The following is a 23,058-nucleotide window of genomic DNA, read 5'->3' on the forward strand; positions in this document are numbered from 1 at the left end:
GGAACGCTCAGCGTCCGCGCTCGGCGGGCGATTACCCTCGTCAGGCCGGGCAGCAGCGAACGTGGAGGCGGTTGGATGACGAGCACCGATGGTCGGCAGAAGTGGCTGACCGTCGCCGACGAGGTCGCCGCGGCGTTGCGGGTGGACGCCGCCGAGCGGGATCGGGCGGGGGCCGAGCCGGTGGCCGAGGTCGAGGCGCTGCGGCGGTCCGGGCTGCTGGGGGTGGACGACTGGGGCACCCGGCAGGCCGTGACCCGGGTGGTCGCGGCGGCGGACGCGAACGTCGGGCACCTGCTCGGGTACCACTACCTCCAGGTCTGGCGGCGCGGCCTGTTCGACTCGCCGGTGCTCGCCGAGGCCCCCGACCTGTTCTGGGCCGGGGTGAGCAACCCCCTCGACGCCGCCCTCCGGCTCACCCCGACCGACGACGGGTTCACCGTCAGCGGGCGCAAGACCTTCGCCACCGGGGCGTCGGTCGCGGACCGGCTGGTGGTCAGCGCGACCCGCACCGACACCGGGCAGAAGCTCACCTTCACGCTCGACGCCGAAACCGCCGGCATCACCTACTCCGGTGACTGGGACAACATCGGCCAACGCCTCACCGCCAGCGGCGGCGTGGTGTTCGAGGACGTGCCCGTGCCCGCCGAACGCGTGCTGGGCGCGCACGACGAGACCAGCCCGCGCCAGTCGCTGGCCGCGATCGGCTTCCAGGCCGTGCTCGCCCAGGTCTACGTGGCGCTCGCCGAGGGCGCGCTGGCCGAGGCCGCCCGGTACACCCGCACCACCACCCGGCCGTGGTTCCTCTCCGGCGTCGAGACCGCCACCGCCGACCCCTACGTCCTGGCCACCTACGGCGAGCTGGTCTCCGACGTCGAGGCCGCCGGGCTGCTGGCCGACCACGCCGCCGACGCGCTGGGCGACGCGAGCGACCGGGGCGCGGACCTCACCGTCGAGCAGCGGGCTTCGGTGGCGGCGCTGATCTCGTCGGCCAAGGTCGTCTCGACCAGGGTCGCCAACCAGACGACCAGCCGGGTGTTCGAGCTGTGCGGGGCGCGCGCGACGGCGGCCGGCTACGCCTTCGACCGGTTCTGGCGCAACGCCCGCACGCTCACCCTGCACGACCCGGTGGCGTACAAGGCGCGCGAGGTCGGCGCGTACTTCCTGACCGGCGAGCGGGCCCCGTTCACCGGGTACAGCTGATGGAACCGGTCCTCGCGCACAGCGTCCGGCTCGCCGACGACGGCGTGCACATCCTGGACCGCCGGAACTTCCCGTTCGAGCGCACCTGGGTGCGCTGCGCGACGACCGCCGAGGTGGCCAAGGCCATCGAGGACATGGTCACCCAGTCGTCCGGCCCGTACTTCGCCGCGCTGTGGGGCATGGTGCTGGCCGCGCGGGAGGCCCGTGGCCTGCCCCGCGCCGAAGCCCGCGCCCACCTGGAACGGGCCGGCAAGCTCCTGGTCGAGACCCGGCGCACCAACAACCACCTGCGCAAGGCGGTGGCCGCCGTGCTGGCGGGCGTGGACGCGTCCGACGACCTCGAAGCGGGCGCGTTCGCGGGCGCGGTCGCCGGCGACGAGCGCTACCGCGCCCGCAGCCGGGCGCTGGGCGGGCACACCGCGCGCCTGCTGCCCGACGAGGGCACGGTGCTCACGCACTGCTGGGCCGACCTCTACCTGACCGAGACGGTCAAGGCGGCGGACGCGCTGGGCAAGCGGCTGCGGTACTTCTGCACCGAGACCCGGCCGTACCTCCAGGGCGCGCGGCTGACCGCCGAGACGCTGGTCGAGATGGGCGCGGACACCACGCTGATCACCGACGGCATGGGCGCGGCGGCGTTCCAGGCGGGCGAGGTCGACGTGCTGCTGACCGCCGCCGACCGGGTCACCATGGACGGGCACGTGGTCAACAAGATCGGCACGCTCGGGCTCGCGGTGGCCGCGTCCGCGTTCGCCGTGCCGTTCCTGGCCATGGTGCAGGCCCCGGACCGGCTCGCGCCGACCTCGGCCGACGTGCCGATCGAGTTCCGGCCCGGCGACGACGTGCTGCACACGCTGGGCCGGCGCACCGCGGGCGAGCGGGTGAAGGGCTGGTACCCGGCGTTCGACGTGACACCGCCGCGGTTCGTGTCGTCCGTGGTCACCGACCGCGGCGCGTACGCTCCGGACCGCCTGCACGAGTACTACAACGGCGAGGAAGTCCATGACTGAATGGGTCGTGCTCGACATCGAGGGCACGCTGTCCGCGACCGACCAGGTGCTGGTCGTGCTCTACGACTACGCCCGGCCCCGGCTCGGGCCGTGGATCGACGACCACGGCGACGACCCCGTTGTCGCGGAAGCGGTCCGGCAGATCCGCGAACTGTCCGGTGTGGACGGTGACGCGGAGTTCGGCACGGCCGACCTGGTGCGCGTGCTGCACGGCTGGATGGCCGCCGACCAGAAGGTCACGCCGCTCAAGACGTTGCAGGGCCTCATCTGGCAGCGCGGGTACGCCGAGGGCGACCTGGTCGCCGAGTTCTTCCCGGACGTGGTGCCCGCGCTGCGCAAGTGGCACGAGGACGGCGTCAAGCTCGCCGTGTTCTCGTCCGGCTCGGTGGCCGGGCAGGTGGCGTTCTTCGGCCACACCACCGACGGCGACCTGCGCGGCCTGTTCGAGCACCACTTCGACACGGTCAACGCGGGCCCGAAGCGGGAAGCCGCGTCGTACCGGGCGATCGCCGCCGTGCTCGGCTCGGCCGACATCACCTTCTACTCCGACGTCCCGGCCGAACTGCACGCCGCCGCCGAGGCCGGCTGGCGGACCGTGGGCGTGGCCCGCCCCGGCGAGCCGTACGGCGACGCCGACTTCAGTCCACACCGGACGGTGGGCGCGCTGTGACGCCCGGCGCGGCGCTCGCCGCCGAGTGCGCCCGGTACACCGCGATGGGCTGGATGCGCGGCACGTCCGGCAACCTGTCCGTGGTGGTCGACCGCGACCCGCTGCGGCTCGCGGTCACCGTGAGCGGCAAGGACAAGGGCGAACTCACCGACGACGACGTGGTGCTGGTCGACGCCGAGGGCCGCACCGACGACCCGGTCAAGGTGCCCTCGGCCGAAGCCGGCCTGCACGGCCGGATCGCGGCGGTGTCCGGCGCCGGCGCGGTGGTCCACGTGCACGCGCTCGCGCCCGTGGTGGCCGCCGAGCACTGGCCCGACGGCGTCGAGCTGCGCGACCTGGAGATGCTCAAGGGCTTCGGCCGGCGTGCGCACGACGACGTCGTCGTGGTGCCCGTCGTGCCGAACGACCAGGACATGAAGGTGCTCGGCGACGCGTTCGAGGCCGGGTTCCGCGCCGACGTGCCGGCCTTGATCGTGGCCCGGCACGGGGTGTACGTGTGGGGAGCGGACCTGCGCCAGGCGCGCCACCGGCTGGAGTGCCTGGAGTGGCTGTTGCGCTTCGAGGTCGAGACGAGGAGGGAATCGCGATGACGTTGCTGACCGTGTGGCCGGACACCGAGCCCGAGACCGTGCTGGTGCGCACGTCGGACCCGGTCGAGATCGCCGACGTGCTCAAGCAGCTCGGCGTCCGCTACGAGCAGTGGCCGGTCCTGCCCGGCGTGACCCGGGAGAACGCCCTGGAGGCGTACGCCGACCAGGTGAAGAAGGTCACCGAGAGCGAGGGCTACGTTGTGGTCGACGCGATGGAGATGACCCCGTCCGACGACCCCGAGTGGCTGGCCGCCGCCGGCGAGGCGCGGCTGAAGTTCCTCGCCGAGCACACCCACGACGACGACGAGGACCGGTTCTTCGCGCGCGGCTCGGGCGTGTTCTACCTGCACCTGGACCAGAAGGTGCACGCCGTGCTGTGCGAGGCCGGCGACCTGCTCAGCGTGCCCGAGCACACCACGCACTGGTTCGACATGGGCACCCGCCCGGACTACGTGTCGATCCGGTTCTTCCACGACGACGACGGCTGGGTGGGCAACTTCACCGGCAGCGAGATCGCCCGGTCGTTCCCCACCTTCGACGCCATCACGGCCGGCCGCTGAGCGAGTCCAGCTCGGCCGCCAGGTTGGCCCTGGCGCGCGACTCCCAGCGGTCGCGCGCCCGTGCCGTCGCGTAGAGCGGGTCGCGCTCCAGCAGCCCGCGCAGGACCTGCGCGCGGCCGTGCCGCCACGCCTCGTCCGGCACGTGCGCGTACTCCCGCCGCACCGCCGTCCGGTAGCTCTCGTACCGCTCGGCGTCCGCGCCCAGGATCGCGAGGTCGGCGTCCATCAGCAGCGCCGTCAGCTCGTCCCCGGCGTCGTGGTCGATGGTCGCCAGCACCAGCTCGGCGACCCGGTCCGGGGCGAGCCCCGCCGCGCGCAACCGGTCGACCACCCACGCCGCGCTGGCCCGTTCGTCGTCGCCGGGCCTGCCGTCGTAGACCACGTCGTGCGCCAGCGCCGCCAGGACCAGCGTCGCCTGCTCGGCCCGCGAGCGGTGGGCCGCCAGCAGTTCGACGTCCCGCGCGACCGCCAGCACGTGCTCGGTGTTGTGGTAGCCGCGATGGGGCTCCGCGTACCGCGCCGCCAGGTCACCCGCCGTACCCGGCCGCCCACCCAGCACCTGGACCGCCTTGTCCCACAACGCTTCCAGCACGGGTCAACTGTACGGCGAACACAACCGCCGGTTCAGCCCGTCGACGGTGTCCGGGCCCGGTGGAGGTCGAACGCGGCGACCCAGCACCGGGCCATCAGCCGCCGCACCCCGACCCAGTAGTCGAGCAGCTCGACCGGGTAGGCGCGGGCCACCGCGGCGCGGTCGAGCAGCCGGCTGCCGGCCGCGCACGCCACGTCCCAGCCGACCGGCCCGCGCCAGGTGTCCTCGAAGTCGTTCCACACCGGGCCACCGGAGGTGAACAGCACGTTGCGCGGGTGGGCATCGCCGTGCAGCGCCTGCACCGGCTGGTCGGGCCACCCGGCCACCACCGCGTCCCGGGCCTCGACCAACTCGGCGGGCCGCCCCAGCAACGCCAGCACGGCGTCGATGTCGTCCAACGGCCCCCGAACCGGAAGTTCATCGGCAAAACAAGCCATTTCCCGATGAAGCTCGCGCAACTGAGCAGCAAAAGACGCAGAATCGGGCGTCCACTCAGGCGAATGCGGAACGTACGAGGCCAACGCCACCACCCAGCCACCCTCCCGAACCGGCGACCCCACCGGCTCCACCACCGGCACCCCACGCCCGGCCAGGAACCGGCTGACCGCGTCAGCCCGCGCGAAGTGCCCGAACACGTCCCCACGCACCGAAGCCGTCACCGCCCCCACCCGAGCCACGACCGCGGCCGGCCGCAGGCGCACCAGCAGGTTGCTCCCGTCCTTGAGCACCACCAAGTCGTCCACAGGCAGCCCCATCCGCCCACCAACCACCCGCACCGCCTCCAACGCCGTCCCCATGACCGCCATGACCGCATTGTCGGCACCCCGCCCCACCCCACCCACCCATTACCGCCCCAGTCCCGCCCTTCGGAGCCGCCGCCCCCTGACCGCCCCTTCGGAGCCGCCGCCCCCTGACCGCCCTTTCGGAGCCACCCCTCCAGGCCGCCCTCTCGGAGCCACCCCCCAGGCCGCCCCTTCGGAGCCACCTCCCAGGCCGCCCCCTCGGAGCCACTCCTCCAGGCCGCCCCCCGGAGCCGCACGCCGAAGCCGCCCCCTGTTCCCCCTGCCGCCTCCAGCCCCCCTAGAAGCCGATCCTTTCTCAGTCTTCCGCCCTTTGACCTGCATCTACCCTCCCAGCCCACACGCGGAGCCGCGTCGGTAGGTCGAGCCTCATTTCCCGGCGATCACGCTTTTCGATCGCCGGGAAATCAGGCTCGAACTGCCGACTTCCAGGCGGCGACGCCCCGCGCCGCCGCAGGCGGCGCAAATCCAACACTGTGAGCTGCGCAACCATGCTTGATCCAGCACAAGGCCCAGACGCGCCGCCTTGAACGGGTCCGTCTACGATCCGGGGAGCCGAGTGGCCAGCCGTTCGGTCACGCCAGAACCAGGACAGTGCAGGAGGCACCGTGACGGCCGTAGCCCCGCAGCCGATCGCTACGCGGCCCTTCGGGACTCGCGAGGCGGTCAAGGGTTCGTTCCTGCTGCGGATGTTCCGCACCACGGACCACAAGCAGATCGGGATCATGTACCTGGTCACCTCGTTCGCCTTCTTCATGGTGGGCGGCGCGATGGCCATGCTGATGAGGACCGAGCTGGCCCGTCCGGGCATGCAGTTCCTCAGCCAGGAGCAGTTCAACCAGCTGTTCACCATGCACGGCACGGTGATGCTGCTGCTCTACGCGACCCCGATCGTGTTCGGCTTCGCGAACTTCGTGCTGCCGCTCCAGATCGGCTCCCCGGACGTGGCGTTCCCGCGCCTGAACGCGTTCTCGTACTGGCTGTACCTGTTCGGCGGCCTCATCGTGATGGCGGGCTTCATCACGCCCGGTGGCGCGGCCGACTTCGGCTGGTTCGCCTACACGCCGCTGTCCAACGCGATCCACTCGCCCGGCGCGGGCGCCGACCTGTGGATCGCCGGCCTGGTGGTCGGTGGTCTGGGCACGATCCTCGGCGCGGTCAACATGATCACCACGGTGGTCTGCCTGCGCGCGCCCGGCATGACGATGTTCCGGATGCCGATCTTCACCTGGAACATCCTGGTCACGTCGGTGCTGGTGCTGCTGGCGTTCCCCATCCTGACCGCCGCCCTGCTGGGGCTGCTCGCCGATCGACACCTCGGTGCCCACGTGTTCGACCCCGCCAACGGCGGCGTGATCCTGTGGCAGCACCTGTTCTGGTTCTTCGGGCACCCGGAGGTCTACATCGTCGCCTTGCCGTTCTTCGGCATCGTGAGCGAGATCTTCCCGGTGTTCAGCCGCAAGCCGATCTTCGGCTACAACGGCCTGGTCTACGCGACGCTGGGCATCGCGGCGCTGTCGGTGGCGGTGTGGGCGCACCACATGTACGCCACGGGCGCGGTGCTGCTGCCGTTCTTCGCGTTCATGACGTTCCTGATCGCGGTGCCGACCGGCATCAAGTTCTTCAACTGGATCGGCACGATGTGGAAGGGGCAGTTGACGTTCGAGACACCGATGCTGTTCAGCATCGGCTTCATCGTCACCTTCCTCTTCGGTGGTCTGTCCGGCGTGCTGCTGGCCGCCCCGGCGATCGACTTCCACGTGTCGGACACCTACTTCGTGGTCGCGCACTTCCACTACGTGCTCTACGGCACGATCGTGTTCGCGACCTTCGCCGGCATCTACTTCTGGTTCCCGAAGATCACCGGCCGGATGCTGGACGAGCCGCTGGGCAAGCTGCACTTCTGGACCACGTTCCTGGGCTTCCACGCCACGTTCCTGGTCCAGCACTGGCTGGGCAACGAGGGCATGCCGCGCCGGTACGCGGACTACCTGCCCTCGGACGGCTTCACCACGCTGAACACGATCTCCACGATCGGCGCGTACATCCTGGGCGCGTCCACGCTGCCGTTCATCTGGAACGTGTTCAAGTCCTACCGCTACGGCGAGACCGTGCACGTGGACGATCCGTGGGGCTTCGGCAACTCGCTGGAGTGGGCGACCTCCTGCCCGCCGCCGCGGCACAACTTCACCGAGCTGCCCCGGATCCGCTCCGCGCGCCCGGCGTTCGAGCTGCACTACCCGCACATGATCGAGCGCCTGCACGAAGAGGCGCACGTCACGTTCACCGGCAAGGCCATCCCGCACGACAAGGCGAAGGCCGCACCGTCCGAACTGGCCGCCCAGGCTGTGCAATCGGGCACAGCTTCGGAGGGCACCGAGCACGACCACAAGTAACCTTCAGGGCAGGTTCAACGACGAGCCCCGACGACCGGTGGTCGTCGGGGCTCGTCGCTGTCTGGCAGAGGAGCCACCAGTGAGCAAGTCGAGCGCGACGCCTGTCCTGATCACGGTCACCGGCCCGGACAAACCGGGGGTGTCCTCCGTGCTGTTCGCGGTGCTGACCCGGCACGGCGTCGACGTCCTCGACGTCGAGCAGGTCGTCATCCGGGGCCGGCTGGTGCTCGGCGTGCTGGTCGCGGCCGGCCACGACCCGGAGGGGTTGCAGGAGTCCGTCGAGCAGGCCATGGCGACGGTGTCGATGCTCGTCGAGGTGGAGATCGGCGCGGACGGCAAGCGCACCGCGCGGCTGGAGTCCACGCACGTGGTGATCCTGCTCGGCCGGCCGGTCACCGCGCGGGCGTTCACCGAGGTGGCCCGCAAGCTGGCGTCGCTGGGCGCGAACATCGACGCGATCCGGGGCGTGGCGGACTACCCGGTCACCGGCCTGGAGCTGCGGGTCTCGGTCGCGGGGGACACCGGCGAGGCGGACGCGGCGCTGCGCGAGGCGCTGGCCGAGGTGTCGGTCCGGGTGGACCTGGACGTCGCGGTCGAGCGCGCCGGCCTGACCCGGCGGGCCAAGCGGCTGGTGGTGTTCGACGTGGACTCGACCCTGATCCAGGGCGAGGTGATCGAGATGCTGGCCGCGCACGTGGGCGTGGAGCCGCAGGTGAAGGAGATCACCGAGGCGGCGATGCGCGGGGAGCTGGACTTCGCCGAATCGCTGCGCCGCCGGGTGGGGCTGCTCGCCGGGCTGGACGAGTCGGTGCTCGACGAGGTGGCCGCGTCGCTGGAACTCACCGCGGGCGCGCGCACCACCGTGCGGACGCTCAAGCGGCTCGGGTTCCGCTGCGGCGTGGTGTCCGGCGGGTTCACCCGGGTCATCCGGTCCCTGGTGGACGACCTGGGGCTGGACTTCTGCGCGGCCAACGAGCTGGAGGTGGTGGACGGCCGGCTGACCGGGCGGGTGGTCGGCGAGATCGTGGACCGGCCGGGCAAGGCGGTGGCGCTGCGCCGGTTCGCCGAGCAGGAGGGCGTGCCGCTGGGGCAGACCGTCGCGGTCGGCGACGGGGCCAACGACATCGACATGCTGGGCGCCGCCGGGCTGGGCATCGCGTTCAACGCCAAGCCCGCGCTGCGGGAGGTCGCGGACACCGCGCTGTCGCACCCGTTCCTGGACGCCGTGCTGTTCGTGCTGGGCGTGACCCGGGCCGAGGTGGAGGCGGCGGACGCGGCGGACGGGCTGGAGCTGGTGCGGCCGTGAACGAGATCCTGCGGATGCTGGTGGACCGGCACTACGCGACCGACGAGGAGGACCCGGCGGGGGTGCGGGCGATGCCCGTCGTGCTGCGCATCGAGCGGGCCGACCCGCCGTGCCGGACCGACGTGCTGGAGGCCGCCGCCGCGGCGGCGATCGCGGTGTGCCTGGACCCGAGGGCCGAGCCCGGCGGCGAGTGGCACGACGACGTGGTGGCGTGGGTGCGCGGCCGGATCCGGAAGGTGTCGCGCCGGGCGCGCGGCGCGCACTGGGAGGCCGTGCAGGCGCTGCCCGGGGTGACGCTGTCGGTGGGGCGGGCCGAGGTGCGGGCGTTCGTGCCGTCCCGGGTGGTGGACGTGCCCAAGGAGCTGTCCCGGTTGCAGATCTCGGGCAGCGAGCTGCCGGTGGACGAGCCCGGCCCGGTGCCGCCGGGCGCGCACCTGCTGTGGCTCAACCCGCGCGTGGAGATGACGGCGGGCAAGGCGGCGGCCCAGGTGGGGCACGCGTCCATGCTGCTGGCCCCCACGCTGTCCGAGGAGGCGCTGAAGGAGTGGGCCGCGCTGGACTACCGGTGCGCGGTGCGCACGCCGTCCCCGGCCGAGTGGGACGCGCTGCTGGCCCGGCCGGACGTCGTGGTGGTGCGCGACGCCGGGTACACCGAGGTCGACCCGGGCACGGCGACCGTGGCCGTGTATAGGCCGTGAGCTGCCTACATCGTCCGTAGCGTCCCGGTCATGACGATTCTGGTGACCGGGGCGACCGGTGTGGTGGGGCGCGAGGTGGTCGGCCGGCTGGTGGCGGCGGGCGAGTCGGTGCGGGTGCTGTCACGGCGGCCCGCGACCGGCCTGCCGCCGTCGGTCGAGGTGGTGGCGGGCGACCTGCTGGAGCCCCGGGCCGGGTGGTTCGCCGGCGTCGACCGGATGTACCTGTTCCCGGCCGGGGACGGCGCGGTGGCGGCCGAGGCGGTGCGCTGCGGAGTGCGGCGGATCGTCGACCTGTCGGCCGCGGCGGTGACCATCGGGCTGCACGAGAACCCGGTGGAGGCGGCGGTCGAGGCGTCCGGCGCGGAGTGGACGCACGTGCGCCCCGGCGGGTTCATGGCCAACCTCCTGCCGGCGTGGGCACCGTCGATCCGGGCCCGCCGGGTGGTCCGCCACCCGTTCCCGGACGAGGCGGGCGTGCCGGTGCACGAGGCGGACGTCGCGGCGGTCGCCGTGGCGGCGCTGCTGGAGGACGGGCACGCCGGCCGGGCGTACACGCTGACCGGCCCGGAGTCGATCACCAACCTCGGCCAGGTGGACGCGATCTCCGCCGCGCTGGGCGAACCGGTGCGGTTCGAGGTGGTGACCCGCGAGGTGGCGCGCGAGGAGATGCGGGCGCTGGGCGGGTTCGCCGCCGCGCACGCCGACTTGCTGCTGGGCTTGGTGAACTACGACGGCGGCGAGTCCACCGGCGACGGGTTCTCCGACGACGACTACTCGGCGCTGCTCAAGCCGTGGCCGGACGTGGCACGGGTGCTGGGCCGCCCGGCCCGGTCGTACGCGCGGTGGGCCCGTGACCACGTGGCCGACTTCCGCTGACCACGCGCAGCGGAGCCGTCCAGATGATCGATTCCGGCGCGGTGGTCCGAACAGCCGTGCGCCGGGCCGTGGCCGGGGTCGGCGTGCGGGATGCCGGGCAGGGTGGTGCGTTCGTCGGCCCCAACCCCGGTCGGGGCGGACCCGACCGGCAACCCGCCCAGCGCGCGGACAACGACATCCGGGACTGGATCAAGACCAGGCCCCCAGGCCCTTCGCCCGGACCAAGGACGCGGACGAGATCCTCGACCGCCTCGCCTCACGTCTTGACCGATTTCCCGGCGCAGGACACTAGTTCGCGGCGTCCAGGCGCTGGAGGGCGGCGCGGACCACCTCGGGGTCGTAGGTCGTCCAGAACGGCGGCAGGGACGCCCGCAGGAAGCCGCCGTAGCGGGCCGTCGCCAGGCGCGGGTCGAGGATGGCGACCACGCCCTTGTCGCTCATCGAGCGCAGCAGCCGGCCCGCGCCCTGCGCCAGCAGCAGTGCCGCGTGCGTCGCCGCCACGGTGAGGAAACCGTTGCCACCGCGCGATTCAACGGCCTTCTGCCGGGCCGACGCCAGCGGGTCGTCCGGGCGCGGGAACGGGATGCGGTCCATCACCACGAGTTGCAGCGCCGGCCCAGGCACGTCCACGCCCTGCCACAGCGACAACGTGCCGAACAGGCACGTCTTCGGGTCCTCGGCGAACCGCTTCACCAGCTGCCCGGTGGCGTCGTCGCCCTGGCACAGCACCGGGTAGTCGAGCTTGCCGCGCAACGCCTCGGCCGCCGCCTTCGCCGCCCGCATCGAGGAGAACAGGCCCAGGGTCCGCCCACCCGCCGCGTTCACCAGGCCCTCCAGTTCGTCCACGTAGGACGGTGGCAGGCCGTCGCGCCCCGGCGGGGGCAGGTGCCGCGCCACGTAGAGGATCCCGCTGCTGCCGTGCTCGAACGGCGAGCCCACGTCCAGGCCCGACCAGCGCGGGCCGCCGTTGTCCGACGGCACCTCCTTGTCGCTCGCGGTGCCCTCGGCCTTCTTCGCGCCCGACGCGGCGGGCAGCCCCCACTGCCGGGCCAGCGTGTCGAACGTGCCGCCCAGGGTGAGCGTCGCGGAGGTGAGGATGGTGGTGCGCTTGCCGAACAGCCGCTCCCGCAGCAGCCCGCCGACGCCCAGCGGCGCGACCCGCAGCGACGGGGCCTTGTTGCGGTCGGCGAAGTCGCCGGACACCCAGACCACGTCGTGGTCGTCGTCGAACGCGGTCAGGATCCGGGCGGCGCAGTCGTGCACGTCGTCGAGCAGCGACCGGGCGAGCTTGCGGGACGTCGCGCCCTCGACCTCCTCCTTGCGCTCGGGGCCGAGCGAGGTGATGCACGCGTGCGCGGCGTCCTTGGTCGCCCGCAGCGCGCCCGCGAGCGCCGGCGGCAGCGCGTCCAGCCGGCCGACCGGCGCGTCCTCCAGGATCATCGCCAGGCCGTCGCTCGCCTCGGCCATCCGGTCCGCCACGCCCTGGTCGATCAGCCGGCCGCAGCGGCGGGCGGCGGTGGCCACCAGCGACGCGCTCAGCTCCTCGGTGGCCACGGACGTGATCCGGTCGACCAGGTCGTGCGCCTCGTCGATCACCACCACGTCGTGGTCGGGCAGGACCTGGTAGCCCTCCAGGGCGTCCACGGCGAGCATCGCGTGGTTGGTCACGACGACGTCCGCCCGGCCCGCCTCGGCGCGGGCCTTCTCGGCGAAGCAGTCCGTGCCGATCGGGCACTTCCCGACGCCCAGGCACTCGCGGGCGGTCACCGAGACCTGCCGCCAGGACTGGTCGCTCACGCCCGGCACCAGCTCGTCGCGGTCGCCGGTCTCGGTGTCCGACGACCACTCGTGCAGCCGCTTCACCTCGCGGCCCAGCCGGGACACCGTGAACGGGTCGAACAGGCCCGCTTCCTCCGGCTCGTCCGGCGCGCCGGTGTGCACCCGGTGCATGCACAGGTAGTTGCGGCGGCCCTTGAGGATCGCGAACCTCGGCTCGCGGCCCAGTTCCTTGCGCAGCGCCTTGGCCAGCCGGGGCAGGTCGCGGTCCACCAGCTGGCGTTGCAGCGCGATGGTCGCGGTGGAGATCACCACCGTGGACTCGGCCGCCACCGCGTGCCGGATCGCGGGCACCAGGTAGGCCAGTGACTTGCCGGTGCCGGTGCCCGCCTGCACGGCCAGGTGCTCACCGGTCCGGATGGCGCGCTCGACCGCCTCGGCCATGTCCACCTGGCCCTCGCGCTCGGCTCCGCCCACGGCTTGCACGGCCACGGCGAGCAGGGTCCTGGTGTCGGGGATGGCGGTGGTGGACGGCACGGGAAGACGGTACCCGGCGGTGCCCTCAGGACTCGGCCAGCACCCGCCGGCCGAGTTCGACCGCTGCTCGGCGGTGCCGTTCGGCGAGTTGTGCGCCCAAGTCGTGCCGCGCGGCGACGATCTCCTCCAGCGGCACCGCGAGATCCGTCCAGTGCGCGGCGGCCAGTCGACCGGCCCGCGACTTGCTCACGATCTCGCCCGTGCGGATCGTGTGCCACAGCCGCGCCGGCCCCAAACCCAGCCACAGCACGCCTTCCCGGTGCACCGGACCGGTCGCCGCCGCCGCGTGCCCGACCAGTGGCTCCCAGTAGGTGCGCAGGTTCGTGCGGCAGTAGTCGGCGACTTCGGCCGGGGAGACGGGGAAGTGCGGGCGCGCGCCGCGCAACGTCCGGGAGTACCGGTTGAGCTGGTCGCGCAGCACCGGGGTGAATTCGGCGGGCGGGTCCACGTGCAGCTCACCGTCACGGGCCCACGGGCCGGGCTCGCCGTCGACCAGGTAGGCCACGTCGAGGTCGGGCGTCAGCGCGTCGGCGAGCGCCGCCAGGTCGGCGGCGGTCGGCGTGCGGGACAGCTCGACCACCAGGTCCAGGTCGGAGCCCGGCGCGTGGTCGTCGAGCGTGGTGGAGCCCACCACGTGCGCCGCGACGACCAGCCCGGGAGCCGACGCGTCCAGCCGGGTCAGGTGGCCGGTCACTTCCTCTTGACCAGCGCCCACGCGGCCGGCAGCAGACCGGCGGCCAGCGCGATCTTCAGCGCGTCGCCGAACAGGAACGGGGTGACGCCCAGCGACAGCGCCTTGGCGAAGCTCACGTCCGCCGCCGCCATCAGCCACGGCACGCCGAACGCGTAGATCACCAGGTTGCCGACGGCCATCGTGCCGACCGTGCGCAACGGGGTGCGGTCGCCGCCGCGCCCGGCCAGGTGGCCGACCAGGACGCCGGCGAACACGAAGCCCACCACGTAGCCCAGCGACGCGGGCATCCCGGAGGACGCGCCCTGGAACCACGGCACCCCGGCCACGCCCGCGACCAGGTAGAGCACCATCGACGCGCCACCGCGCTGCCAGCCCAGCGCCGCGCCGACCAGCAGGGCGGCGAAGGTCTGGCCGGTGAGCGGCACGGGGCTGCCCGGCACCGGCAGGGCGATCTGCGCGGCCAGCCCGGTCAGGCCGGCACCCGCGACGACCAGCGCGATGTCACGGGCCAGCGCGCCGGGGACCAGGTCGGCCAGCACGCGGCGGCCGTTGACGGCGAGGACGGACACAGGGACCTCCAGGGATCGACTCGGACCCGAGGTTAACCAACGATCACTTCTCCGGTCTTTGTCGAAGCTCTACAAAGTCGCCGACATCACGCCGTCGTCCCGCACCATGGAACGCTCCCGTGGAACCTCAGGGCGCGTTCACGCGTCCAGCGCGACCTTCCCGCCCACCCGCTCGGTGTTGCGCCGCGTCTTGGCCCAGCCGTTGCGGCCCCGCACGAGCCTGCTCAACGCCCGCCACGACGTGATGTAGAAGGTGTAGATGTACAACGCGTAGCCGAACCCGTAGGCGATCGAGCGCCCGAACCCGATGCCGCGCTCGCAGCGCGCCCGGTACACCGGGCCCCACACCACGAACGGCAGCAGCCCGAACGCGCCGTAGACGGCGAACAGGATCCACGCGCCCTCGGCGAACCACCGCCACACCTCGCCCGGGTCGCCGGCCGCGCGGTGCGCGAGCAGCAGCACCGGCACCGGGTAGATCAGCGAGCCGAGCAGCTGCATCCACGGCTGGGCCAGGTAGTACAGCATCTCCGCCGCGCCCAGCGTGGACAGGTGCGGCGAGTCCCAGATCCGCCGGAGGTGGCGCAGGCACTGCATGGTGCCCTGGCCCCACCGGGTGCGCTGGGCCAGGAACCGCCGCAGGCTGTACAGGCCCTCCTGGTCCACGTGGGTGTCCAGGCTGAACCCGGTGCGCCAGCCCGCGGTGAGCAGGTGCACGCCGAGTTCGAAGTCCTCCAGCAGCGACCCGCGCCACGGCTGCCCGGTCGGCCCGGCGATCGCGTCCAGCGCGGACAGCCGGGTGAACTGGCCGTTGCCGCCCATGGAGATCGTGCCGGTGACGCCCCGGGAGAGCTGGATCGCGGCGATCGCGGTGCGGAACTCCAGATCCTGCATCCGCACCAGGAAACCGCCGAACCGGGCGCGCGCCGCCGACGCGCCGGACTGCCGCACGCCGGTGTTCACCATCCGCACGTCGACCTGCACCGCGCCGATCCCGGCGTCGCCGAACAGGTGGTCCGCCGCGCACACCGCCAGGCAGTTCGGCGCGGGCCGGCCGTCCGCGTCGACCACGACGACCACCGCGCGGTCGGCGTCGGCGTGCCGGCCCATCCACAGCTTGACCGTGCGGTAGGCGTCGTTGAGGGCGTCGCCCTTGCCGGTGCGGGCGTGCGGCCGGCGGCGGCTGACCAGGTGCAGGTGCCGGTCCCGGAACGACCGCACGACGTCGGCGGTCCGGTCGTCGGAGTCGTCGTCGACGACCCAGACGTGCGCGAGCGGGAACGAGGTGCGCAGGTAGCGGATGGTGTCGCCGATGACGGCCTCCTCGTCGCGGCACGGCACCAGGAAGTGCCACTCGAACGCCTCGGCCCGGCCGGTGGGCGCGGGCCGGTGCCGCAGGTAGGGCACCACGATGAGGAACACGTAGGTCAGGAACGCGACGCTCATCGTCAGCGCGAGGGCCTGGGTGAAGCCCAGCAGCACGTCGAGGTTCACCGCACCTCCCCGGCGGACCCGGTGCGGCGCTTCACTTCCGGGTCGCCAGCCGGACGAACGCGACCAGCGCCGCCGCGCCGCCGAACACGCTGACCAGCGAGCCGAGCAGGGTGTGCCCCCAGTAGTAGCCGTCGTCCACGCCCAGCCACCGCACCAGCCCGACCAGGGTCAGCACCCGGAACTGGTTCACCACGACCACCGCGGTCGCGGCCACCGCCAGCGCGAGCAGCACCCGGCGGGCGATGCGCGGCCGCAGCGCGATCATCACCGCCCCCACCAGCAGCAGCGGCAGGACCAGGAACGCCGAGGTGCACTCCGGCGTCATCCGCAGGCCGAGCGGGGTGGCCGAGCCGAGTCCGAAGTAGACGGTCTGGCGCTCGGCGACGACGGCCACGCCGTCCCCGGACACCACGTCGAGGATCAGCCCGGACAGCGTGATCTCCGCCGTCCGGTAGGCGCGGTGCGCGAACACCAGTCCCGCTGCGGCCACCACCAGTGCGAAGACGACCACCCGATCGAGATGTTTGGTCCGAGGCACGGCACACGCCACTGAACAATTCCTTTCATCCGACCGGGGGCCGCCCAATGGGGCTACCCGGAGGTCATCGGCCCGGAAAGCATCGGTCCGCACTGCCGGATCGGGTGACAAAGTGAGGTTCTTTCGACGTAGGGGTCGACTCTGAGTGGATGTGTTTGGGCGGTTCGAGTGGACGCCGTCCCCCTTTACGGTCAGCAACCCTTAATCCGACGGGTGGAACGCCGATAGGGGCAATTGCTCGATCAGAGTGGTCGAACCCTGTGTGGAAGGAGATCCATGCGTGTCCGAATGACGGGCCTGGCCGGACTGGCCGCCGTCGCGGCCCTCCTGGCCGGTGCCACACCCGCCGCCGCGGCACCCGGCGACGCCTCCGCCTACGGAGCGGAACTGCGCCTGTCGCTGCTGGGCAGCGAGGCCGTCACGGCCGGCCCCTTCGCCGCCGCCACCGCCACCGCCAACGGGCCCACCACCGGCACCTTGGCGCGCGTCGACCTGCCCGAGCTGCTCAAGACCGGCGTGGTCGACACCTCCGCGTCGCGCGACGACGACACCGGCGCGGTCCAGTCCCGGGCGAGCGCCGCCGACGTGCGGCTGGACCTGCTCTCGTCGGTGACCGGCGGCATCTCGGCCACCGCCGTCGAGGCCCGGTGCACGGCCACCCAGCACGGCGTCACCGGCACCACCGGGCTCGTCGGGCTCGACCTGGGCCGGCTCGGCGACGTGGACGCCGCCCCCGCGCCGAACACGGCGGTCGACGTCGACCTGCTGGGCGTGGACATCGCCCGGATCGTGTTCAACGAGCAGATCGCCAACCCGGACGGCAGCCTCACCGTCAACGCCGTGCACCTGACCCTGGTCGGCGGCGTGCTCGGCTCGATCGGCACCGGCGACCTGGTGCTGTCCTCGGCGACCTGCGGACCGGCCGGCCTGCCGATCCCGATGGCCTCCGGCGCGGGCCTGTGGCTCGGCCTCGCCATGCTCGCGCTGTTCGCCGTCCCGGTCGCCGCGGTCGCGCTGCGCCGCACGCGCGAGAACCCGGCGGTCTGAGGTGTACAAGGTCCCCGGTACCGGGGTCGCCGTGGGCACGGGCGTGGGCTCGCTCGCGGCGACCGGCGCGGGCGTGACGTGGTGGGTGCTCGCGGGTGTCGTGCTGCTGCTCGCGGGCGTGTTCCTGGCGCACGCCGCCCGACGCCGGCGCGCCGCCCCGGACGCCTGATGCGAGCGGCGTCCGGCGGTCGTGCCCCCGAGGTCCCGACGACCCGGTGCCGCCGGACGCCGCGTCCCCGAGGGCGGCGCGCTCGCGCCGCGACGCCGCGCACTCCGCGCCGCGGCGTCCCCTGAGACGAAGGAGCGATGTGAAAGAAGTCCTGCTGCTCGCCGGTACCCGCCCCGAGGCGGTGAAGATCGCGCCGGTCGCGCTGGCGCTGGCCGACCACCCGGTGCTCCGCCCGCTGATCGTCCACAGCGGACAGCACGAGGGCATGGTGGAACAGGCGCTCGGCGCGTTCGGCCTCGAACCCGACGTCGTGCTGACCACCCCGAGGGTGACCGGCAGCCAGCCCGAACTGCTGGCCGCGCTGGTCCCCGCGCTCGACCAGGTGCTGCGGGTGCGCGACCCGGCCGCGGTCCTGGTGCAGGGCGACACCACCACCGCGCTGGCCGGCGCGCTGGCCGCGTTCTGGCGCGGGATCCCGGTGGCGCACCTGGAAGCCGGGCTGCGCACCGGCGACCTGGCCGGGCCGTTCCCGGAGGAAGGCACCCGGCAGATGATCTCCCGGATCGCCGCCCTGCACCTCGCGCCGACCGACGACGCGGCCACGGCGCTGGTGGGGGAGGCGCTGCCGGCCGCCGAGATCGTGGTCACCGGGAACACGGTGGTGGACGCGGTGCGCCGGGTGGCCGCCGCCGACCTCCCGGCGCGCGACCCGGCGCTGGCCGCGCTGGAGGCCGAGCTGGACGCGACCGGCGACCGGCTGGTGCTGGTCACCGTGCACCGCCGGGAGTCCTGGGGCGCGCCGCTGGAACGCGTGCTGCACGCCGTGCGCGCGCTGGTCGACCGGCACCCCGACATCCGGGTGCTGCTGCCCGCGCACCCGAACCCGGCGGTGCGCGCGACCGTCCGGGAGGTGCTCGGCGGCCACCCCCGGATCGTGGTCGGCGAACCGCTGGACTACCCCGACCTGGTGCGGGCCCTGCGCCGCTCCGCGCTGGTGCTCACCGACTCCGGCGGCCTCCAGGAGGAAGCCCCGACCTTCGGCGTGCCGGTGCTGGTGCTGCGCTCGTCCACCGAGCGGATGTCGGCCGTGGACGCCGGCTGCGCGTGGCTGGTGGGCACCGACACCACCCGGATCCTGGCCGAGGCGGGCTGGGTGCTCGGCTCCCGGCTGCGGCTGCCGCCGGGGCACAACCCGTTCGGCGACGGCCGCGCCGCGCTGCGGGTGCGCGCCGCGCTGGAACGCCTGCTGGGCTCGCCGGCGATGTGCGCGCCGCTGCCGGTGCGCATTCCGGTGCGATTGCGCTGAAGCGCGCCGGAATGCGCCGGGCGGTCGCCCACTCGATCAGGTAATCAATTCCGCCCCAGGGGTGAGATGTCGCGGCGCGGGTACCACGCCGATCGATCATTTCCGTGGAAGGGCAATTCGAGAAGGGCACCCCATGAACCACATCCTCGCGCGCCGAGCCGGTGCGGTGGCCGCGGCGCTGGCGCTGTGCCTGGCCGGCCCGCCCGCCCTCGCCGTCGCCCCGCCGGGCGTCGCGTCCGCCGGGTCGGCCGACTTCACCCGCGCGGGACGGCACGTCGTCGTGCCGCCGCTCGCGCCGTGCTCGGTCGGCGGGCCCACCACCGCGTCGTCGGCCCCGGTGACCGAGCCGGGCGTCCGGTTCGGCGCGGGCAGTTCCACCTGCTCGACCACCGCGGTCGACGCCCAGCACGACACCACCGAGACCAGGTCGGTGGCCGAGGGCGTCGAGTTCGAGCTGTCGGCGCTGATGGCGCAGGGCGGTCCCCGGCTCAAGGTCGGCAAGTGGAAGGTCAGCTGCACCGGCCGGCAGAACGGCACGGCGGCCGGCTGGGAGCTGGACGCGGTGAGCGGGTTCCCGGGCCTGCCCAAGGACATCCCGGCGAACTACCGGCACGAGGTCAAGTCGACGACCGGCGCGGTGCTGGCCGTGGCGGTCTTCAGCGAGGTCCTGCTGCCCGACCCGAACGACGGCAGCCTGACCATGAACCTGCTGCACCTGCGCTTCACCGAGGCGTCCGGCGCGTCCGGCGACGTCGTGCTCGGCGCGGCGGCCTGCTCGCCCACCCCGTGACCGGCGCACCCGGCCCCGCGCGGCGGGGCCGGGTGCAACCCCGCTCAGCCCACGCGCGGCGAACCGTCCAGCGCCACGCCCGCGTCGCGCAGCCGCTCCAGGGCGGTGTCCACGGTCGCCCGCGCGACCCCGGCGGTGAGCCCGAGCAGCACGGTGGTGTCGAACCCGGCCGAGGCGGCGTCGAGCGCGGTGGCCCGGACGCAGTGGTCGGTGGCGATCCCCACCACGTCCACCCGCTCGACCCCGCGCTCCCGCAACCAGTCCGTCAACGACTCGCCGCCGCCCGACGCCCCCTCGAACCCCGAGTACGCCGCCGCGTACGCGCCCTTGGAGAACACCGCCTCCACGGCCGTCACGTCCAGCTCCGGGTGGAACGACGCCCCGGCCGTGCCGGCCACGCAGTGCACCGGCCACGAGTCCACGTAGTCCGGCGTCGCACTGAAGTGGTCGCCCGGGTCCACGTGGTAGTCGCGGGTCGCCACCACGTGGTCGTAGCCGCCCGCCGCGACGTGCGACGAGATCGCCGCCGCCACCGCCGCGCCGCCCGCCACCGCGAGCGAACCGCCCTCGCAGAAGTCGTTCTGGACGTCCACCACGATCAGCGCCCTGGTCATGCGCACACCTCCTGCAACCTAGAGGAACGTCGTCGGGATCGCGGGCTCGCCCCGGGAGAGCTTCAAGCCCTCCCACGGCACGCTGACCAGCGCGGCGCGCAGCCGTTCCCGGCTCTCCGCCAGGGTGTCCAGCCCGTCGGCCCGCCGACCCCCGCGCACCAGCGGCACCGGCAGCAGCCGGTCGTCGGGCCCGAGTCCGGGCACCTGCGCGGAGGGGAACACGACCTCCTCCAGCGCCGTCCCGGTGTCCTTGTGCCGGCGCAGCGCGCTCTTGCGCCCGCCCCGGGACTCCTTGTGGGAACTGCGTTTCGCGACCGGCCGGCCGTCCACCTCGACCAACTTGTAGACCATGCCCGCGGTCGGCGCGCCGGAACCGGTGACCACCGACGTGCCCACGCCGTACGCGTCCACGGGCTCGGCGCGCAGCGCGGCGATCGAGTACTCGTCCAGGTCGCCGGAGACCACGATCCGGGTGTTGCGCGCGCCCAGGGAGTCGAGCTGGTCGCGCGCCTGCCGGGCCAGCACGCCCAGGTCGCCGGAGTCGATCCGGACCGCGCCCAGCTCCGGCCCGGCCACCTCGACGGCGGTCTTGATGCCCGCGGTGATGTCGTAGGTGTCCACCAGCAGGGTGGTGCCCACGCCCAGCGCGTCCACCTGCGCCCGGAACGCCTCCTCCTCGCTGTCGTGCAGCAGGGTGAACGCGTGCGCGCACGTGCCGGCCGTCGGGATGCCGTGCCGGCGGGCCGCCTCCAGGTTCGACGTCGCGGTGAAACCCGCCAGGTAGGCCGCGCGCGCCGACGCGACGGCGGCTTCCTCGTGCGCCCGGCGCGAGCCCATCTCGATCATCCGCCGGCCGTTGGCCGCGCCCGCCATCCGGGCCGCGGCGGACGCGATCGCGCTGTCGTGGTTGAGGATCGACAGGGCCAGCGTCTCCAGCACGATGCCCACGCCGAACGAGGCGCGCACGGACAGGATCGGCGAACCGGGGAAGTACAGCTCACCCTCCGGGTAGCCGTCGACGTCGCCGGTGAACCGGTAGTCCGCGAGCCACGACAGGGTGGCGTCGTCCACCACGTTCGTGCGACGCAGCAGTTCCAGCTCCGGCTCGCCGAACCGGAACGCCTCGATCGCGTCCAGCAGCCGGCCGGTGCCCGCGACCACGCCGTAGCGCCTGCCCTCGGGCAGCCGGCGGGCGAACACCTCGAACACGCACGGACGGTCCGCGGTGCCGTCGCGCAACGCCGCGGCGAGCATCGTCAACTCGTAGTGGTCCGTGAACAGCGACGTCGACATGAGGTCAAAGCCTAGGCTCGACGGGGCCGTTGCCGCAGGAGGTGGACCTATGGGCTCCGCCACGAAGCGGAACATGACACCATTGGCGGTATGACCACGCCCGTCGAGCATGAGCGGACGCAGGTTGACCCGGCGCCCGAGGAGGTCCGCACCGAGGACCGCCCTTGGCAGACGCTGGTCTGGAACGACCCGGTGAACCTGATGTCCTACGTGACGTACGTGTTCCAGAAGCTGTTCGGCTACAGCCGCGACCACGCGACCAAGCTGATGCTGGACGTCCACCACAAGGGTCGGGCGATCGTGTCGTCGGGCTCCAAGGACAAGATGGAGGCCGACGTGGCCAAACTGCACGCGGCCGGGCTCTGGGCGACGATGCAGCGTTCGTCGTGAAGAAGTGGACCCGCTCCGGCGACATCGTGCTGGGCCGGTTCGACCGGCAGGAGGCCGCCGTCGTGCGCGGCCTGGTGAGCCAGATCCAGGACATGCTGCTGGCCCGGGGTGACGAGGCCCCGCAGGACGAGCTGGCCGAGCTGACCGGGATCAGGATCGGCCCCTCGACCCCGCCGGACGACCCGATCCTGGGCCGCCTGCTGCCCGACTTCCACCGGCTGGACCCGGACGCGCCGGACCCGTCCGAGGTCGACTCCGCCAACGCGCTGCGCTCGCTGCACGAACCCGAGCTGCTGGACCTCAAGAACGGGGTCGCCGCGGTGGTGCTGGAGACGTGCCCGCCCGACGGCGGCGAGGTGCGGCTGCGGCTGGAGGAGGCCGAGGCGTGGCTGTCGGCGCTCAACGACGTGCGACTGGCCCTGGGCACGGCGCTGGACGTGCAGGAGGACATGCCCGACGAACTCCCGCCGGACGACCCGAGGTCGCCGCACCTGGGCGTCTACCACTGGCTGACCTGGGTGCAGGAGACCCTGGTCGAAGCCGTCATGGACTGAGGTCCCGGTGCTGATCGGCCGCGCGCCCGGCGTCACGGTGCTGCTCGCGCCCGAGGGCGCGGTGGCCGGCGTGGACGTCCGGGGCGCGCCGTGGGGCACCCGCGAACTCGACCTGCTGGACCCGTCCACGCTGGTCCAGCGGGTGCACGGGATCGTCCTGGCGGACGGCCCGGCGTCCGCGGCCGGCGTGGTCCGGTGGCTGGCCGAGCGCCGGTTCGGGTTCCCGGTGGGACGCGCGCCGCACGAGGTCGTGCCGATCGTGCCCGCCGCCGCCGTCGGCCGGGAGCCGGCCGACCGCGGCTACCGGGCGTGCGAGGCGGCCGAGCCCGCGAAACCGGGCGCGCTGGTCGTGGTGGGGGAGGCGGTCGCCGCGCTGGTCGTGGTGGACGCCGACCTGGACAAGGCCGCGTGCCGCCGGGTCGCGATGTCCGCCCACGACGGGCTGGTCCGGGCCGGCCTGACCCCGCCCGCCACGGTGTTCGCGGTGGCCACCGGCGCGCCGACGGGCACCGCCCTGAACGACCTGTGCGCCCTCGCCGCCGACCAGGTGCACGAGGCCGCCACCCGTCCGGGCGTCCCGGCCGCCTGA

General features: G+C 73.3%; 25 protein-coding genes. 16 read left to right on the top strand and 9 right to left on the bottom strand.

All coding sequences use genetic code 11. The features are described 5' to 3' along the window. The first annotated feature begins 75 nt into the window (after positions 1-75). From AC0HI0_RS41120 to AC0HI0_RS41140, 5 genes are read left to right on the top strand one after another with little or no spacing between them, the layout of a single operon-like run. The gene (locus AC0HI0_RS41120; protein ID WP_480928861.1) at positions 76-1,200 is read left to right on the top strand and encodes an acyl-CoA dehydrogenase family protein; all 1,125 of its coding nucleotides are present in this window, start codon (positions 76-78) and stop codon (positions 1,198-1,200) included. After that, positions 1,200-2,210, top strand: coding sequence for a s-methyl-5-thioribose-1-phosphate isomerase (locus AC0HI0_RS41125; protein ID WP_480928862.1), 1,011 nt, complete (start codon positions 1,200-1,202; stop codon positions 2,208-2,210). The genes AC0HI0_RS41120 and AC0HI0_RS41125 overlap by 1 nt, the downstream gene beginning before the upstream one ends. Then, complete coding sequence (mtnC, locus tag AC0HI0_RS41130) at positions 2,203-2,880, top strand: acireductone synthase (protein WP_480928863.1); 678 nt, start codon at positions 2,203-2,205, stop codon at positions 2,878-2,880. Before AC0HI0_RS41125 ends, mtnC begins: the two co-directional genes overlap by 8 nt. Beyond that, positions 2,877-3,470 carry a methylthioribulose 1-phosphate dehydratase gene (gene mtnB / locus AC0HI0_RS41135; protein WP_480928864.1) on the top strand — a complete coding sequence of 198 codons (594 nt, stop codon included), beginning with the start codon at positions 2,877-2,879 and terminating at the stop codon, positions 3,468-3,470. The genes mtnC and mtnB overlap by 4 nt, the downstream gene beginning before the upstream one ends. After that, positions 3,467-4,030 (top strand): 1,2-dihydroxy-3-keto-5-methylthiopentene dioxygenase, encoded by a 564-nt coding sequence (locus tag AC0HI0_RS41140; protein WP_480928865.1) that lies wholly within the window; start codon positions 3,467-3,469, stop codon positions 4,028-4,030. Before mtnB ends, AC0HI0_RS41140 begins: the two co-directional genes overlap by 4 nt. Here the strand turns inward: AC0HI0_RS41140 and AC0HI0_RS41145 are convergent. Both AC0HI0_RS41145 and AC0HI0_RS41150 read right to left on the bottom strand, forming a co-directional pair. Beyond that, positions 4,014-4,622: an HD domain-containing protein gene (locus AC0HI0_RS41145; RefSeq protein WP_480928866.1), complete on the bottom strand. Its 609-nt coding sequence runs from the start codon at positions 4,620-4,622 to the stop codon at positions 4,014-4,016. The genes AC0HI0_RS41140 and AC0HI0_RS41145 overlap by 17 nt on opposite strands. Before the next feature lie 32 nt (positions 4,623-4,654). Then, a complete protein-coding gene (locus AC0HI0_RS41150; protein WP_480928867.1) occupies positions 4,655-5,428 on the bottom strand; it encodes a phosphotransferase in 774 nt (257 codons plus the stop codon). Positions 5,429-6,030: 602 nt separating this feature from the next. Here AC0HI0_RS41150 and ctaD point away from each other — a divergent pair. The 4 genes from ctaD to AC0HI0_RS41170 all read left to right on the top strand — a co-directional run bounded on the left by ctaD (position 6,031) and on the right by AC0HI0_RS41170 (position 10,698). After that, positions 6,031-7,818, top strand: coding sequence for an aa3-type cytochrome oxidase subunit I (gene ctaD, locus AC0HI0_RS41155; RefSeq protein WP_480928868.1), 1,788 nt, complete (start codon positions 6,031-6,033; stop codon positions 7,816-7,818). A gap of 79 nt (positions 7,819-7,897) precedes the next feature. Continuing rightward, the gene (gene serB / locus AC0HI0_RS41160; RefSeq protein ID WP_480928869.1) at positions 7,898-9,124 is read left to right on the top strand and encodes a phosphoserine phosphatase SerB; all 1,227 of its coding nucleotides are present in this window, start codon (positions 7,898-7,900) and stop codon (positions 9,122-9,124) included. 14 nt (positions 9,125-9,138) lie between these two features. After that, entirely contained in the window at positions 9,139-9,822 is a 684-nt protein-coding gene (locus tag AC0HI0_RS41165; RefSeq protein ID WP_480934503.1) for a peptidyl-tRNA hydrolase, read from the top strand. 30 nt (positions 9,823-9,852) lie between these two features. Continuing rightward, the gene (locus AC0HI0_RS41170) at positions 9,853-10,698 is read left to right on the top strand and encodes an NAD(P)H-binding protein (RefSeq protein WP_480928870.1); all 846 of its coding nucleotides are present in this window, start codon (positions 9,853-9,855) and stop codon (positions 10,696-10,698) included. A gap of 288 nt (positions 10,699-10,986) precedes the next feature. On the opposite strand, the gene AC0HI0_RS41175 is transcribed toward AC0HI0_RS41170, so the two are convergent. The 5 genes from AC0HI0_RS41175 to xrtP all read right to left on the bottom strand — a co-directional run bounded on the left by AC0HI0_RS41175 (position 10,987) and on the right by xrtP (position 16,279). Next, the gene (locus AC0HI0_RS41175; RefSeq protein WP_480928871.1) at positions 10,987-13,011 is read right to left on the bottom strand and encodes an ATP-dependent DNA helicase; all 2,025 of its coding nucleotides are present in this window, start codon (positions 13,009-13,011) and stop codon (positions 10,987-10,989) included. Positions 13,012-13,036: 25 nt separating this feature from the next. Further along, positions 13,037-13,705 carry a nucleotidyltransferase domain-containing protein gene (locus AC0HI0_RS41180; protein ID WP_480928872.1) on the bottom strand — a complete coding sequence of 223 codons (669 nt, stop codon included), beginning with the start codon at positions 13,703-13,705 and terminating at the stop codon, positions 13,037-13,039. Then, entirely contained in the window at positions 13,702-14,274 is a 573-nt protein-coding gene (locus AC0HI0_RS41185) for a biotin transporter BioY (RefSeq protein ID WP_480928873.1), read from the bottom strand. The genes AC0HI0_RS41180 and AC0HI0_RS41185 overlap by 4 nt, the downstream gene beginning before the upstream one ends. 138 nt (positions 14,275-14,412) lie before the next feature. Continuing rightward, positions 14,413-15,720, bottom strand: a complete 1,308-nt coding sequence (locus AC0HI0_RS41190) for a glycosyltransferase (RefSeq protein WP_480934504.1) — start codon at positions 15,718-15,720, stop codon at positions 14,413-14,415. Between the two features lie 79 nt (positions 15,721-15,799). After that, on the bottom strand, positions 15,800-16,279 hold the full coding sequence (gene xrtP / locus AC0HI0_RS41195) for an exosortase P (RefSeq protein ID WP_480928874.1): 480 nt from the start codon (positions 16,277-16,279) through the stop codon (positions 15,800-15,802). Positions 16,280-16,582: 303 nt separating this feature from the next. On the opposite strand from xrtP, the gene AC0HI0_RS41200 reads away from it, so the two are divergent. The 4 genes from AC0HI0_RS41200 to AC0HI0_RS41215 all read left to right on the top strand — a co-directional run bounded on the left by AC0HI0_RS41200 (position 16,583) and on the right by AC0HI0_RS41215 (position 19,618). Then, positions 16,583-17,353, top strand: coding sequence for a choice-of-anchor P family protein (locus tag AC0HI0_RS41200; RefSeq protein ID WP_480928875.1), 771 nt, complete (start codon positions 16,583-16,585; stop codon positions 17,351-17,353). Positions 17,354-17,384: 31 nt separating this feature from the next. Further along, on the top strand, positions 17,385-17,522 hold the full coding sequence (locus AC0HI0_RS41205; RefSeq protein WP_480928876.1) for an LPXTG cell wall anchor domain-containing protein: 138 nt from the start codon (positions 17,385-17,387) through the stop codon (positions 17,520-17,522). Between the two features lie 139 nt (positions 17,523-17,661). Further along, complete coding sequence (gene wecB / locus AC0HI0_RS41210; RefSeq protein WP_480928877.1) at positions 17,662-18,828, top strand: non-hydrolyzing UDP-N-acetylglucosamine 2-epimerase; 1,167 nt, start codon at positions 17,662-17,664, stop codon at positions 18,826-18,828. Positions 18,829-18,961: 133 nt separating this feature from the next. Then, positions 18,962-19,618 carry a hypothetical protein gene (locus AC0HI0_RS41215; protein WP_480928878.1) on the top strand — a complete coding sequence of 219 codons (657 nt, stop codon included), beginning with the start codon at positions 18,962-18,964 and terminating at the stop codon, positions 19,616-19,618. A gap of 44 nt (positions 19,619-19,662) precedes the next feature. Here AC0HI0_RS41215 and AC0HI0_RS41220 read toward each other — a convergent pair whose 3' ends face one another. Continuing rightward, positions 19,663-20,232, bottom strand: a complete 570-nt coding sequence (locus tag AC0HI0_RS41220) for an isochorismatase family protein (RefSeq protein ID WP_480928879.1) — start codon at positions 20,230-20,232, stop codon at positions 19,663-19,665. Between the two features lie 18 nt (positions 20,233-20,250). Further along, positions 20,251-21,525, bottom strand: coding sequence for a nicotinate phosphoribosyltransferase (locus AC0HI0_RS41225; protein ID WP_480928880.1), 1,275 nt, complete (start codon positions 21,523-21,525; stop codon positions 20,251-20,253). 90 nt (positions 21,526-21,615) lie between these two features. On the opposite strand from AC0HI0_RS41225, the gene clpS reads away from it, so the two are divergent. The 3 genes from clpS to AC0HI0_RS41240 are packed head-to-tail and all read left to right on the top strand — an operon-like array spanning position 21,616 to position 23,058. Next, positions 21,616-21,915 (top strand): ATP-dependent Clp protease adapter ClpS, encoded by a 300-nt coding sequence (clpS, locus tag AC0HI0_RS41230; RefSeq protein WP_015098600.1) that lies wholly within the window; start codon positions 21,616-21,618, stop codon positions 21,913-21,915. Then, complete coding sequence (locus tag AC0HI0_RS41235) at positions 21,912-22,469, top strand: DUF2017 domain-containing protein (protein WP_480928881.1); 558 nt, start codon at positions 21,912-21,914, stop codon at positions 22,467-22,469. Before clpS ends, AC0HI0_RS41235 begins: the two co-directional genes overlap by 4 nt. A 7-nt stretch (positions 22,470-22,476) precedes the next feature. Next, on the top strand, positions 22,477-23,058 hold the full coding sequence (locus AC0HI0_RS41240) for a peptidase S58, DmpA (RefSeq protein WP_480928882.1): 582 nt from the start codon (positions 22,477-22,479) through the stop codon (positions 23,056-23,058).

The sequence above is a fragment of the Saccharothrix sp. NBAS 001 genome (assembly GCF_056640475.1).